Raw genomic sequence first — 12,937 nt, forward strand, 5'->3', positions numbered from 1 at the left:
GCGGGCCCGCTCAGTCCCCGTCGCGCGATGAACCGCCGTCGGCGGGGTCCTGCCGCTGCAGGCGGGGATCGGTCGCCCCGTCGCGACGAGTGGCGGCGATCAGCAGCACCAGCCCGACGAGCGAGACGCCGCCCACGCCCAGCGTGACCAGCCAGACCTTCGGCTCGACCGTGAGCGAGGCCAGCGCGACGGCCAGGCCGATGATCTGGACGAAGATGCCACCCGAGCGCGCCCAGGATGCTCGGCGCAGGGTTCCGACCGCGAACGCCCCGAGAGCGACGGCCGTGATCAGGGTCAGCACGATCAGGGCGATCGCGCTCATCATCGACGCCGCACCGCCCGAACCGAGCGCGAACAGCTCGACCAGCGCGATGATCGCCAGCGCGATCCCCTGCAGTGCGAGCACGATGGCTGCGGCGATGGCGGGGCCGGAAGGGCGCACGCGAACTCCTCCCAAGAGCTGTCACAAAACCCTTGATTTCAGTTTGTTTCTGTAACACAATGGACAAAGCCATGTGCTCCCACATCGGAGTGGGGCGGGCCGAAAGCCTGCACGACCAGGGTAGCCGACCCCCGATCTGCTCCCTAACTCACCCGCTGCTCACGCGGCGACCACACCGAACCTATTTGAGGAGCCACCTATGGATTGGCGCGACAAAGCCGCCTGCCTTACCGTCGACCCCGAGCTGTTCTTCCCCGTCGGGAACACCGGCCCGGCCGTCGATCAGATCGAGAAGGCGAAGGCGGTCTGCGCCACGTGCACCGTCACCGAGATCTGCCTGCAGTACGCCCTAGAGTCCGGTCAGGACTCGGGCGTGTGGGGTGGCCTGTCAGAAGACGAGCGTCGCGCGCTCAAGCGCCGCGCGGCCCGCGCCCGCCGCGCCGGCTGACACCCAGACGCACTGTTAGCGCCGGACGCCCGCTCGGGCATCCGGCGCTGTGTCGTCTGCGGCCGTGAACGCCGGGTTCAGGCGATGATCCAGCGCATCGGGATGTCGATGACCACCTGGGTCCCCTCCCCCTCCGCGCCAGTCCACTCGATGGTGCCGCTGAGCTCCCCCTGGATCAGGGTGCGCACGATCTGCGTGCCCAGCCCCTGCCCGACCCGCCCCTCGGGCAGACCGTGCCCGGAATCGGTGACCGTGACGCGCAGGTGATCGGCCGTTCGGGTTGCCTCGATGCTCACCACGCCCTCGCGCCCGGAGAGCCCGTGCTCGACGGCGTTCGTGACGACCTCGGTCAGCGCGAGCGCCAGCGGCGTGGCGTACTCGCTGGGCAGCACCCCGAACCGACCCTCGAGCTGAGTGCGCGCGCGGGTGTTGGGCGCAGCGGCGACTTCGGCGACCAGCTTCAGCACCCGGTCGAACACCTCGTCGAAATCGACGGTCTGCGCGAGCCCGCTGGCGAGCGTGTCATGCACGACGGCGATCGCCTCGACACGCCGCATCGCCTGGGTCAGCGCCTCCCTGGCCTCCTCGGAGTGCGTGCGGCGGGCCTGGATGCGCAGCAGCGAAGCGACGGTCTGCAGGTTGTTCTTGACGCGGTGGTGGATCTCGCGGATCGTGGCGTCCTTGGTGATGAGCTCCTGCTCCTGGTGCCGCAGCTCCGACACGTCACGGCACAGCACGATCGCGCCGATGCGCGTGCCATGGTCCCGCAGCGGGATCGCGCGCAACGACACGGTGACGCCGCGGGCGTCTATGTCAGTGCGCCACGGCGCCCGGCCGGTGACGACGACCGGGAGGGATTCGTCGACCTGCCGTGATGGCGGCACGATGCGGGTCGTCACCTCGGCCAGCGACTCGCCCTCGAGCTCGTCGTCGAAGCCCATTCGGTTGAATGCCGACAGCGCGTTCGGGCTGGCGAAGGTCGTGATGCCGTCGACGTCGAGACGGATCAGACCGTCGGATGCCCGTGGTGCGCCGCGCCGCGGCGCCGTCGGCGCCGACAGGTCGGGGAACTCGCCGCTGGAGATCATGCGGAACAGGTCGTTCGCGCATTCGTCGAAGCTGATCTGCTGCCGGGACGGCGTACGCACCTCACCGAGGTTCGTGTGCCGGGTGAGCACGCCGATGACCGCGGGCTCATCGCCGGCCTGCGCGCGCATGATCGGCACGGCGCGCACCCGGGTGGGGGTCTCCTCGAACCAGTCCGGCGACGACGAATCGACGATCGTGCCGGAGTCGAAGGCCGCCTGCACCTGGGTGCGCCACTGCGGGCGCACCTTCTCGCCGACCAGGTCGCGGTAGAACAGGGTCGCGGCACCACTGGGCCGGGAATGCGTGACCGCGATGAACGACCCGTCGGCGGTCTCGATCCAGATCACCATGTCGGCCGAGGCGAGATCCGCCAGCAGCTGCCCGTCGCCGGCCAGGCGATGCAGCCATTCCACATCGGCGTCGGTCAGGCGCCCCTGCGCGTGTACGAGATCACTGAGTGTTGACACCCGATCAGCCTACTGGGGTCATGCCCGCGCGGATGGACGCGGCTCACAGCACGGCGAGACTGCCTGCCCGCCACCGGCCGTCGAGGCCCTCGAGTCGGACGGCGACGGCACGGGTGCGTCCGGGGCCCGCGACGACCACGGCTGCCTCGACGACGTTGTCGGCCGGCGAACTGTGGTGGATCGACAGGATCTGGAATGCCGGACGCGCGGGCGTCTGCCCTCGGGCGCTGCGCGCCCGCGCAGAGAGATTGGCCCGGGTGACGAGCGCGCGGAACGCCTCCTCGCTGAACCACCGCGCGAGCTGATCGACCTCACGCACGCCGGCGAGCACCTCGAGAACGCCCTGGGTCAGGCTGCGCAGCAGAGGAACCGGATCGGGCAGTTCCTGCACCGACGTGGGCTGCGGGGCGAAGTACTCACTCAACGTCGTCGTCATTCCGCTTTCCCCCAGATACCTCGGCTCATCGATGCGGTGCTTGCGTAGCGAACTTTCCTGAAGAAGTAGACCATGCCGTGCGCCCGCTGAAAAGGTGCTCGCCGAGATCTGTGGATAACTCGACGGCGCATCGCGGCTGTGCTCTACTGTCGATCCCGTGGAATGGGACAACCTCTTCGACGACCTCGAGGGTCAGCTCGCCGCCGAGTGGGAATCCGAGCGCGCCGCGCTGGATGCCGAGTCGGAGCGCCTGAGGATCTCGAAGCTCACCCTGCACGACCGTCTGCGCGCGATGGCGCACGCCGACAGCCGCGTGCAGCTCGAGCTGCACTCCGGTGAACGCTGGGACGCCCGCCTGCGCGTGATCGGTGCGGACTGGGTCGGCGTGAGCGGGGGCGGCGATCCGCGTCTGCGCATCGTGCCGATCTCCGCACTGTCGTCGGTGGGCGTCGATCACGGCGTGATGCTGTCGAGTCTGACGGCGTCGGACGAACAGCCGGGCCTGCGCGAGCGGATGTCGTTCGGCTTCGTGCTGCGCGACGTCGCCAGGCGGCGCACTCCGGTCACCATCGGCCGGCGATCGGGTGACCCGCTGCAGGGGTCGATCGACCGTGCCGGCGCCGATCACCTCGACCTCGCCCTGCACGATGCCACTGAGCCGCGGCGCACGCGGACGGTGCGGGGATTCCGCAGCATCCCCTTCGATGCACTGGTCTGGGTGCGTCTCGAGAGCGCTTCAGACCCGCTGTCGTGAGCCCAGGCTCCGCACGCCGCACGGGGTCCGCTGGACCTCAGTCGCGGCGCATCGGCGTGGTGCCCCAGACCTCGGGGAAGCTCGCCTCGTTCGCCTGGCGCCACAGCGCCATCCGCCGCGCCTCCTCGGACTGCGCTGCCAGATACTCCGCGATGCTGGCCTCCTCCACGCGCCACCGGGGCGGAGAGCCCAGCTGTGAACCGCGCAGCCGCCCCTCGTGCACGAGGGCGATGACCTCATCGACCTCGATGCTCAGCAGCTCGGCCACCTGCGCGGGCGCGAGGAAGCGAGGTGCAGTCTCGGATGCTTCGGGCATGGTCTCATTCTCCCCGAGACGGGGCCCGCAGGGCGAGGTGAACATCGCCCTGTGGATAACTTTTCCGGCGCACCGCCGAAATCTGTGACGATGGCTGCATGATGCGCACTCGTGCCCGCAGGCCGGTCTTCGGCGACATCCGCTTCGTGATCGGCATCATCCTCGTCGTCGCCTCCGTCGCGGGCGTCTGGCTGCTCGTGTCATCGTCACGTCAGACGATGCCGCTGCTGCAGACCACCCGCACGGTCACCCCCGGTGAGACGATCGGCTCGGCAGACCTGCAGGTCGTGGATGTGTCACTCGGCCCCCTGGCCGACGCGTATCTGGCGCCGCACGACCTCGAGCCCGGCTCGATCGCGACGCGCACGCTCGCCGAGGGCGAGCTGGTGCCGCATTCGGCGATCGGCACAGCCGACGAGGCCCGCACCACCACGGTCGTGGTGAGCAGCACCGCGACGCCCGCGGGCATGACGCCGGGTACGGTCGTCGAGGTGTGGCACGCACCTGCGCAGAAGGACGGTCGCGCGTTCGACGATCCGCGCATCCTGGTCGGCGACGCGGTCGTGGTCACCGTCGCCGAGGCAGACGGGATGCTGGCCCAGAGCCGCACCGACGTCGAGGTCGCCATCGACCGCGGTGACGTGGCCGATGTGCTCGCCGCGATCACCGGCGGCGATGCGATCTCGCTCGTGCCGGCCGGGGCGGGGTCATGACGTCGGTCATCATCGTCACCGAGGGCGATGAAGCGCGGATGCTGGCATCCGATCTCGAGTTGGAGGGCGTCGACGTGCACGCGGTCGACCCCCGGGCACTCGCCGACACTCCGCTCGCCGGCCACGACGCGCTGCTGCTCCCGCCGTCCCGATCGCTGCTGACCCCCGACCTCGTCGCCGCGTGCGACCGCGCCGGGGTGCGGCTCGTGCCGATCGGCCCGGCCGATTCGCGCCTGGCATCCCGCTTCGGGCTCCCGGCTCCGCTGGCGTACGACACCCCGGCGTGGCGCATCGTCGCCGCGCTGACGGGCACCCCGTCGGCACCGGACGACCCCGAGCCACGGCGCGCGTCGCGGGTGATCGCCGTCTGGGGTCCGGACGGCGCACCCGGGCGCACGACCCTCGCCATCCAGCTCGCGGTGGAGCTCGCGCGCACCGGCAGGAGGACGGCACTCGTCGACGCCGACAGTGTGGGCCCGTCCGTGTCACTGCAGCTGGGCCTCGGCGACGAATCGCCGGGACTTGCCGCCGCGTGCCGACGCGCCGAGCTCGGCAGCCTCGATGCCGCCGAGCTGTCACGCCTGGCAGCGCCCGTGGAGACCTCCGGTGGCACGATCGACGTGTTGAGCGGACTGAACCGACCGAGCCGCTGGCCCGAGCTCGCGGCCGGTCGGCTGCGCGCGACCCTGAGCGTGTGCCGCGACTGGGTCGATGAGACCGTCGTCGATGTCGCGGCGGCGTTCGACGAGGACGACGATCCGCTCGATCCCGCCGCTCCCGCCCGGCATGCGGCCACGGCCGCCGCCCTGTTGGACGCCGACGAGGTGGTCGCCGTGCTCTCGGCCGATCCCCTGGGCGTCAGCAGGTTCCTGCGCGGCCACGCCGAGCTGCGGCACCTGATCGGCACCACGCCGGTCACCGTCGTCGCCAACCGCGTGCGTCCAGGACCGCTGGGCATCGATGCGCGCGGGCAGGTGCGGCGCACCCTCGACCGGTTCGCGGGCATCGATGACGTCGCATTCGTGCCGTACGACCTGCGGGCAGCGGATGCCGCGGCGCTGCACGCCCGCGCGATCGCCGACGTCGCGCCGCGCTCTCAGCTCGTCGCCGCCGTGCGCCGGGTGGCATCGAGCCTCGGCGCACGCGAGCCGGTCACTGCCGGTAGCTCGACAGGAAGTTCCCCAGCCGCTCGACGGCCTCGCTGAGCACGCGAGCCTCGGGCAGAGTCACCACGCGCAGGTGATCGGGGGTCGCCCAGTTGAATCCGGTCCCCTGCACCAGCAGGATCTTCTCGGACACCAGCAGATCGTAGACGAGCTTCTCGTCGTCGCGGATCTCGTGAACGTTCGGGTCGAGCTTCGGGAACGCGTACAGCGCGCCCTCCGGCTTGACGCAGCTGACGCCGGGGATGGACTCGAGGCCCTGCCAGGCGATGTCCCGCTGCTCGTGCAGGCGTCCGGTCGGGCTGATCAGCGCGTCGATGGACTGCACGCCGCCCAGTGCCGCCTGCACGGCGTGCTGTGCGGGCACGTTGGGACACAGACGGGTCGAGGCGAGCAGCGTGATGCCCTCCAGGAACCCCTTGGCGTGCGTCTTGGGCCCGGTGATGACGAGCCAGCCGGATCGGAACCCGGCGACACGATAGGTCTTGGAGAGGCCGTTGAAGGTGAGGCAGAGCAGGTCGGGGGCGAGTGTCGCGGTGGGGATGTGGTCGACACCGTCGAAGAGGATGCGGTCGTAGATCTCGTCCGAGAGCAGCAGCAGCTGGTTCTCGCGCGCGATCTGCACGATTCCCTCGAGCACCTCCCGCGAGTAGACCGCTCCGGTGGGGTTGTTCGGGTTGATGATGACGATGGCCTTGGTCTGCGGCGTGATCCTGGCGCGGATGTCATCGAGATCGGGCTGCCAGCCGTTCTCCTCGTCGCACACGTAGTGCACCGGGGTTCCGCCGGCCAGCGAGGTCATGGCCGTCCACAGGGGGTAGTCGGGGGCCGGGATCAGCACCTCGTCGCCCTCATCGAGAAGTGCCTGCATCACCATGGTGATCAGCTCGGAGACCCCGTTGCCGAGGTAGACATCATCAGGGTCGAAGCGCGGGAAGTCCTCGATCTGCTCATAGCGGCTGACGACGGCGCGTCGTGCCGAGATGATGCCCTTGCTGTCGCTGTACCCGTGCGCGTTCGGCAGCGCCGCCAGCATGTCGCGGACGATCTGGTGCGGCGCTTCGAAGCCGAAGACGGCCGGGTTGCCCGTGTTCAGCTTGAGGATCTGGTGTCCCTCGGACTCCAGGCGCGCCGCCTCGACCAGTGCCTTGCCCCGGATCTCGTAGAGAACGTTCTTGAGCTTGGACGACTGGTCCAGTGTGCGGCGGGTCATTCGCCCAGGATACCGGGGCGCACGCGCGCCCCGGTTCACGGCGGATGCCCGATCAGCCCTTCTTCCGCTGCTGGGCGCGACGCTGCTGGCGGTTCGCCGCCGGTGCCTCCGGCGCAGCATCCGCCGCCTGTCCGAACGCACCGCGCGGCTCGCCGCCGGCCTTGCGCTGGCGTGCGGCGGTCGCCTGCTGCACCTGTCCGCGCTCGTTGCGCACCTCGACGTCACCCGAGTCGTTCGGCGCCGAGTACTCCAGCTTCTGCTCGGGTTGAGCATCGACGAGTCCCTTGGCCTCGACCTTGGTCTGGTCATCGCCGGCACGGCGCACCTCGACCTCGAGGTTGTAGAGGTAGCCGACCGACTCCTCCTTGATCTGCCCCATCATCGACTGGAACATCGCGTAGCCCTCGCGCTGGTACTCGATCAGCGGGTCGCGCTGCGCCATGGCGCGCAGCCCGATGCCGTCCTTGAGGTAGTCCATCTCATAGAGGTGATCCCGCCAGCGACGGTCGAGAACCTGCAGCACCACCCGGCGCTCGAGTTCGCGCGTCGCGGCCTCGCCCAGCGTCTCCTCGCGCTTCTCGTACGCGACCAGCGCATCCGACAGCAGCTCGCGCTTGAGTGCCTCCGCCGTGATACCGCCCTTGCGGTCACCGGCCTCGGAGACGACCTCGTCGATGGTGACGTTCATCGGGTACAGCGTCTTCAACTCGGTCCACAGTGCGTCGAAGTCCCAGCTCTCGGCGTGGCCCTCGGTGGTGTGGTCGTCGACCACGCCCCCGATCGCGTCCTCGATGAAATGATGCACGCGGTCGGCGATGTCGTCACCGTGCAGGATCTGCCGACGGTCGGTGTAGATGGCCTCGCGCTGGCGGTTGAGGACGTCGTCGTACTTCAGCACGTTCTTGCGCATCTCGGCGTTGCGCGCCTCGACCTGCGACTGCGCGCTGCGGATGGCACGACTGACCATGCCGGACTCGATCGGGATGTCGTCGGGGAAGTTCGTGCGCGACAGGATCGCCTCGGCCGCCCCGGACTGGAACAGCCGCATCAGGTCGTCGGTGAGACTCAGGTAGAAGCGGCTCTCGCCCGGGTCGCCCTGACGTCCGGAACGTCCGCGCAGCTGGTTGTCGATGCGACGCGACTCGTGCCGCTCGGTGCCGAGCACGTACAGCCCGCCGGCCTCGGCGACCTTCTCGCCGTCCTCGGCGACCTTCGTCTTCATCGCCTCGTAGGTCTCATCCCACGCGGCCTCGTACTCCTCGGGCGTCTCCTCGGGGTCGAGACCCTTCGACTTCAGCTCCTGCACGGCGAGGAACTCGGCGTTGCCGCCGAGCATGATGTCGGTGCCTCGACCAGCCATGTTCGTGGCGACGGTGACGGCACCGAGCTTGCCTGCGAGTGCGACGATCTCGGCCTCGCGTGCGTGGTTCTTGGCGTTGAGCACCTCGTGCTTCACGCCCTTCTTGGCCAGCAGCCGTGACAGGTACTCGCTCTTCTCGACGCTGACGGTTCCGACCAGCACCGGCTGTCCGGTGGCGTGGCGCTCGGCGATGTCCTCGACGACCTGGGCGAACTTGGCCTGCTCGTTCTTGTACACGAGGTCAGGCTGGTCCTTGCGGATCATCGGCCGGTTGGTCGGGATCGGCACCACGCCGAGCTTGTAGGTCGACATGAACTCGGCGGCCTCGGTCTCGGCGGTGCCGGTCATGCCCGCGAGCTTCTCGTACAGGCGGAAGTAGTTCTGCAGCGTCACCGTCGCGAGGGTCTGGTTCTCGGCCTTGACCGGCACGCCCTCCTTGGCCTCGATGGCCTGGTGGATGCCCTCGTTGTAGCGTCGCCCGACCAGGATGCGACCGGTGTGCTCATCGACGATCATGACCTCGTCGTTCATCACGACGTAGTCGGTGTCCTTCTTGAACAGCGCGATCGCCTTGATGGAGTTGTTCAGGAACGAGATCAGCGGGGTGTTGGCCGACTCGTAGAGGTTGTCGATGCCGAGGTAGTCCTCGACCTTCTCGATGCCGGGCTCGAGCACACCCACGGTGCGCTTCTTCTCGTCGACCTCGTAGTCCTCGCCGGGCTCGAGTGTGCGGGCGATCTTCGCGAACTCGGTGAACCAGCGGTTGGCCTCGCCCGACGACGGGCCCGAGATGATCAGCGGGGTACGGGCCTCGTCGATGAGGATCGAGTCGACCTCGTCGACGATGGCGAAGAAGTGCTCGCGCTGGACGAGGTCCTCCTGGCGCCAGGCCATGTTGTCGCGCAGGTAGTCGAAGCCGAACTCGTTGTTCGTGCCGTACGTGATGTCGGCGGCGTACTGCTGGCGGCGCACCTCAGGGGTCTGGCCCGACACGATGGTGCCCGTGGTCATGCCGAGGGCGCGGTGGATGCGCCCCATCAGCTCGGACTGGTACGAGGCGAGGAAGTCGTTCACCGTGATGATGTGCACGCCCTTGCCGGCGATCGCGTTCAGGTACGAGGGGAACGCCGCCACGAGAGTCTTGCCCTCACCGGTCTTCATCTCGGCGATGTTGCCGAGATGAAGGGCCGCACCACCCATGAGCTGCACGTCGTAGGCGCGCATGCCGAGGGTGCGTCGGGCCGCCTCGCGCACGGCGGCGAAGGCCTCGGGCATGAGCTGGTCGAGGGTCTCGCCCTTCTCGAAGCGCGCACGCAGCTCGGCGGTCTCACCGCGCAGCTCGTCATCGGTGAGCTTCTCGAAGTCGGCCTCCAGCGCGTTCACGGCCTTCGCGATCTGCTTCAGGTGCCGGAGGACGCGACCTTCACCGGCACGCAGCAGCTTCTCGAGAGGATTCGCCACGGATGTCTCCCTTGGGTATTCGGCCCGGCGATCGTTCCACGTCGGACATACCGTGCCATGCTACCGGCCGGTGTGCGGCAGATGCTGTGCACCGGCCGGTTGCACACACGCTGAGCGCGAACGGACGCGCCGACCCGATCATTGCGGAGTGCGTTGAATTCGAGTACGCATATACCTAGAAATGCAATACCGGGAAACGATCGGAGCGCCCTTGTCCGTCCGCCAGAGCCTGCTCGCCATCCTCGACCAGGGACCGTGCTACGGCTACCAGCTGCGCGCCGAGTTCGACCGGCGCACCGGCTCGACGTGGCCGCTGAACGTCGGTCAGATCTACAACACACTCGAACGCCTCGAGCGCGACGGTCTCGTCGAGAAGGGCGATGTCGACGAGCTGGGTCACGTGTACTACGAGATCACGGCTGCCGGCAGGGCGGAGGTCGCGGCGTGGCTGGTCGCGCCCGTTCAGCGCGGCTCCGGCACCCGCGACGAGCTGGCGATCAAGCTCGCCGTGGCGGCGACCCTGCCCGGCGTGGACGTCACAGGGGTCATCCACGCTCAACGCACGGCCTCACTGGCGCAATTGCAGGACCTGAACCGCGCGAAGTACGCCGGATCCGACCCCGACGGCCCGGAGGAGCTCGCCTGGTCGCTGGTGCTGGATTCGATGATCTTCGGCGCTGAGGCCGAGGTGCGCTGGCTCGATCACGTCGAGCACCGGCTGAGCGCACATCCGCAGCCGGCACGGGAACTCGCGCTGTCGACCGAGCGACCCAAGCGCGGCCGCCCCATGAAGACACCGGGACGCCCGGTGAAGACACCGGCCTGAGCAGGCTCGCTGTTCGCCGCAGGCGCATCGCGCGCACAGCGGAGCCCGAGCATGCGGCTCTAGGATCGAGGACATGGCCGGTTTCTGGGGCAGACGCAAACGCGAGCAGGAAGCGCAGCAGGCGCAGGATGCGGATCTGGCGCGCCACGCGCAGCAGTCGCTGGTGGCTGCTGACGAGCGCATCCGCACCACGTCCGACGAACTCGCGTTCGCGCACGCCGAGCTGGGCGAGTCCGCGACGGCCGACCTGCGCGCCGCGCTCGACTCGGTGCGCACGCACCTGCGGGAGGCGTTCCAGCTGCACCAGCTGAACCACGACGAGATCCCCGACACCGATGAAGAGCTGCGCACCCGCAACGCGCGCATCGTGCAGCTGTGCGAGTGGGCCGAGGGCCTGCTCGATGAGAAGACCGGCGACCTCGCCGAGATGGTCGCCAAGGTGCGCCGCGCCCCCGAGGTCGTCGCACAGGTGCGCCGGGATGCCGAGGCGCTGAGCGGCCGCGTTCCGCAGGCCCGCACCACCGTCGAGCGGCTGTCATCGCGGTACGCGGATTCGGCCATGCGCCGGATCGCCTCGGCCGGCGACGAGTCCGAGCAGCTCATCGCCTTCGCCACCCACGGCGCCGACGTCTCGGAGCGACGTCGCGCCGCCGGCCAGAACGAGGAGGCCAACCTCGCACTCGAGACGGCGACCGAGGCGGTGCGCCGCGCCGGTGCGATCCTCGACGCCGTCGAGGACTTCGAGATCGAGGCGCTCCGCGCCGAGTCCACCCTCGCGGACGTAGTGGCCGATTCCCGCGGTGACATCGTCACCGCTCGCAGCGCACCGCAGGTTCCCGCGGTCGTCACCGCCACCGCCGAGCTCGAGACCGCGCTGCAGTCGCTCACCCCGGCCGGACAGCCCAACGACCCCTTCGCCGAGCTCAGCCGTCTGCGCACCGCGAACGCCGCACTCGACGCCGCCATCGACAAGGCGCATTACCGCGCCCAGCATCCGCTCCCCTCGCTCGACCAGGTGCAGCACGCGCTCGACGACGCCGATCGTCAGCTCGGCGTCGCCCGCGGGCTGATCGCCGGTCATCGCGGCTGGATCGGCGCCGATGCGCGCACTCGTCTCGCCGAGGCCGAGCGACTGCGCGTCGACGTGCCGGCGATGCTGCCGGCCGAGGACACCCGCGAGAAGGCGCTGTCCGCAGCCCGTCGAGTGGCTCAGCTGGCATCCGAGGCACTGCAGCTCGCCCAGCGCGACATCGACTCCTCCCGTCCGCAGGACCAGGGCTGGGGTGGCGGTGGACAGGGCTGGGGCCCCGGCGGGCGCCGCGGAGGCAGCGGGGGCGACATCGTGAGCGGTGTGCTCGGCGGTCTCGTGATCGGCAGCATCCTCGACGGCATCTTCGACTGAGGGGCGTCCTTCGTCTCGCTGCGCTCGCTCAGGAACCGGGCTCGCATGACAGGAGGCGTCCTCCCCGCTGGGGGAGGACGCCTCTCTCGTCAGTTCAGGACGCGAGCACCTCGGCGGGCGGCGCGGCGGTCGTGAGCGCGATCACGCCGTAGTCCCAGCCCTTGCGGCGGTAGACGACGCTGGGGTGGTCGGTGCGGGCGTCGACGAACAGGAAGAAGTCGTGGCCGACCAGCTCCATGCGATCGACGGCCTCCTCGACCGTCATCCACTCGGCGTCGAAGTTCTTGGTGCGGATGACGACCGGCGAGTACTCCTCCTCTTCATCCTGCTGCACGGGAATCGCTCCGGTCGCGACGGCCTGAAGCACGTCGGCGGATGCCGGCTGCACATCGATCCCGGCGAGCGAACCGCTGCCCTTCTCGAAGTGCGGTCCGCGGTTCTGGTTGCGCCCGTCGATGCGCTTCTCCTTGGCGCGGCGCAGCTGTTCGGCGAGCTTGTCGAGCGCCATGTCGAAGGCGGCGAACTTGTCGGGGTCGATCGCCTCGGCGCGGATCACGGGGCCCTTGCCGAGCAGCGTGAGCTCGACCGTCTCGTCGGGTCGCCGTCCGTTGCGGTACGCGCGGTGGGTGACCTTGATCTCGAGCCGCATCGCTCGCGGGGCGAGCGACTGGATACGTGCTGTCTTCTCCTCGACAACCGTGCGGAACCGGTCGGAGATGCTCACTCCGACGCCGACGATGCTCGTTTCCATCACTGTCTCCTTGTCCCGGTCCTCCCGGCCAAGGGCGGACCGTGGTCGCCTTGTGTCCCCCTACCGTAGTCGCCGAGACGACCGATGTCACTACCC

At 69.2% G+C, this 12,937-nt stretch carries 13 protein-coding genes; 6 read left to right on the top strand and 7 right to left on the bottom strand.

What is annotated here, in order from left to right:
* Positions 1 to 10: 10 nt before the first annotated feature.
* Complete coding sequence (locus WDU99_RS11280; RefSeq protein ID WP_337332564.1) at positions 11 to 442, bottom strand: hypothetical protein; 432 nt, start codon at positions 440 to 442, stop codon at positions 11 to 13.
* Between the two features lie 199 nt (positions 443 to 641).
* Here WDU99_RS11280 and WDU99_RS11285 point away from each other — a divergent pair, with 199 nt between their 5' ends.
* Positions 642 to 890, top strand: coding sequence for a WhiB family transcriptional regulator (locus WDU99_RS11285; RefSeq protein ID WP_071641453.1), 249 nt, complete (start codon positions 642 to 644; stop codon positions 888 to 890).
* 77 nt (positions 891 to 967) lie between these two features.
* Here the strand turns inward: WDU99_RS11285 and WDU99_RS11290 are convergent, their stop codons facing one another.
* Complete coding sequence (locus tag WDU99_RS11290; RefSeq protein ID WP_337332565.1) at positions 968 to 2,446, bottom strand: sensor histidine kinase; 1,479 nt, start codon at positions 2,444 to 2,446, stop codon at positions 968 to 970.
* Positions 2,447 to 2,489: 43 nt separating this feature from the next.
* A complete protein-coding gene (locus WDU99_RS11295) occupies positions 2,490 to 2,882 on the bottom strand; it encodes an Rv3235 family protein (RefSeq protein WP_337332566.1) in 393 nt (130 codons plus the stop codon).
* 157 nt (positions 2,883 to 3,039) lie between these two features.
* On the opposite strand from WDU99_RS11295, the gene WDU99_RS11300 reads away from it, so the two are divergent.
* Positions 3,040 to 3,636, top strand: a complete 597-nt coding sequence (locus WDU99_RS11300) for a hypothetical protein (RefSeq protein WP_337332567.1) — start codon at positions 3,040 to 3,042, stop codon at positions 3,634 to 3,636.
* A 37-nt stretch (positions 3,637 to 3,673) separates the two neighbouring features.
* Here the strand turns inward: WDU99_RS11300 and WDU99_RS11305 are convergent, their stop codons facing one another.
* On the bottom strand, positions 3,674 to 3,952 hold the full coding sequence (locus WDU99_RS11305) for a helix-turn-helix domain-containing protein (RefSeq protein ID WP_337332568.1): 279 nt from the start codon (positions 3,950 to 3,952) through the stop codon (positions 3,674 to 3,676).
* Between the two features lie 98 nt (positions 3,953 to 4,050).
* On the opposite strand from WDU99_RS11305, the gene WDU99_RS11310 reads away from it, so the two are divergent.
* Together WDU99_RS11310 and WDU99_RS11315 are read left to right on the top strand one after the other, a co-directional pair.
* Positions 4,051 to 4,665, top strand: a complete 615-nt coding sequence (locus WDU99_RS11310) for an SAF domain-containing protein (RefSeq protein ID WP_337332569.1) — start codon at positions 4,051 to 4,053, stop codon at positions 4,663 to 4,665.
* Positions 4,662 to 5,870, top strand: coding sequence for a CpaE/TadZ family protein (locus tag WDU99_RS11315; RefSeq protein ID WP_337332570.1), 1,209 nt, complete (start codon positions 4,662 to 4,664; stop codon positions 5,868 to 5,870). Before WDU99_RS11310 ends, WDU99_RS11315 begins: the two co-directional genes overlap by 4 nt.
* Here the strand turns inward: WDU99_RS11315 and WDU99_RS11320 are convergent.
* Complete coding sequence (locus WDU99_RS11320; RefSeq protein ID WP_337332571.1) at positions 5,818 to 7,041, bottom strand: pyridoxal phosphate-dependent aminotransferase; 1,224 nt, start codon at positions 7,039 to 7,041, stop codon at positions 5,818 to 5,820. The two genes, WDU99_RS11315 and WDU99_RS11320, sit on opposite strands and share 53 nt — an antisense overlap.
* A gap of 52 nt (positions 7,042 to 7,093) precedes the next feature.
* Entirely contained in the window at positions 7,094 to 9,862 is a 2,769-nt protein-coding gene (gene secA / locus WDU99_RS11325) for a preprotein translocase subunit SecA (RefSeq protein ID WP_337332572.1), read from the bottom strand.
* 211 nt (positions 9,863 to 10,073) lie between these two features.
* On the opposite strand from secA, the gene WDU99_RS11330 reads away from it, so the two are divergent.
* Both WDU99_RS11330 and WDU99_RS11335 read left to right on the top strand, forming a co-directional pair.
* Positions 10,074 to 10,688, top strand: coding sequence for a PadR family transcriptional regulator (locus tag WDU99_RS11330; RefSeq protein ID WP_337332573.1), 615 nt, complete (start codon positions 10,074 to 10,076; stop codon positions 10,686 to 10,688).
* Between the two features lie 73 nt (positions 10,689 to 10,761).
* On the top strand, positions 10,762 to 12,090 hold the full coding sequence (locus tag WDU99_RS11335; protein WP_337332574.1) for a coiled-coil domain-containing protein: 1,329 nt from the start codon (positions 10,762 to 10,764) through the stop codon (positions 12,088 to 12,090).
* Between the two features lie 94 nt (positions 12,091 to 12,184).
* Here the strand turns inward: WDU99_RS11335 and hpf are convergent, their stop codons facing one another.
* A complete protein-coding gene (hpf, locus tag WDU99_RS11340; protein ID WP_337332575.1) occupies positions 12,185 to 12,841 on the bottom strand; it encodes a ribosome hibernation-promoting factor, HPF/YfiA family in 657 nt (218 codons plus the stop codon).
* Positions 12,842 to 12,937 lie beyond the last annotated feature (96 nt).

Origin of the sequence: Microbacterium bandirmense (genome assembly GCF_037204185.1) — a bacterium.
GTDB lineage: Bacteria > Actinomycetota > Actinomycetes > Actinomycetales > Microbacteriaceae > Microbacterium > Microbacterium bandirmense.

Bases quoted from the DNA above. Each gene is read 5' to 3' on its own strand.
- WDU99_RS11305 (WP_337332568.1), bottom strand. From the start codon at position 3,952: ATGCCCGAAGCATCCGAGACTGCACCTCGCTTCCTCGCGCCCGCGCAG.
- hpf (WP_337332575.1), bottom strand. From the start codon at position 12,841: ATGGAAACGAGCATCGTCGGCGTCGGAGTGAGCATCTCCGACCGGTTC.
- WDU99_RS11310 (WP_337332569.1), top strand. From the start codon at position 4,051: ATGATGCGCACTCGTGCCCGCAGGCCGGTCTTCGGCGACATCCGCTTC.
- WDU99_RS11295 (WP_337332566.1), bottom strand. From the start codon at position 2,882: ATGACGACGACGTTGAGTGAGTACTTCGCCCCGCAGCCCACGTCGGTG.
- WDU99_RS11315 (WP_337332570.1), top strand. From the start codon at position 4,662: ATGACGTCGGTCATCATCGTCACCGAGGGCGATGAAGCGCGGATGCTG.
- WDU99_RS11285 (WP_071641453.1), top strand. From the start codon at position 642: ATGGATTGGCGCGACAAAGCCGCCTGCCTTACCGTCGACCCCGAGCTG.
- WDU99_RS11320 (WP_337332571.1), bottom strand. From the start codon at position 7,041: ATGACCCGCCGCACACTGGACCAGTCGTCCAAGCTCAAGAACGTTCTC.
- WDU99_RS11335 (WP_337332574.1), top strand. From the start codon at position 10,762: ATGGCCGGTTTCTGGGGCAGACGCAAACGCGAGCAGGAAGCGCAGCAG.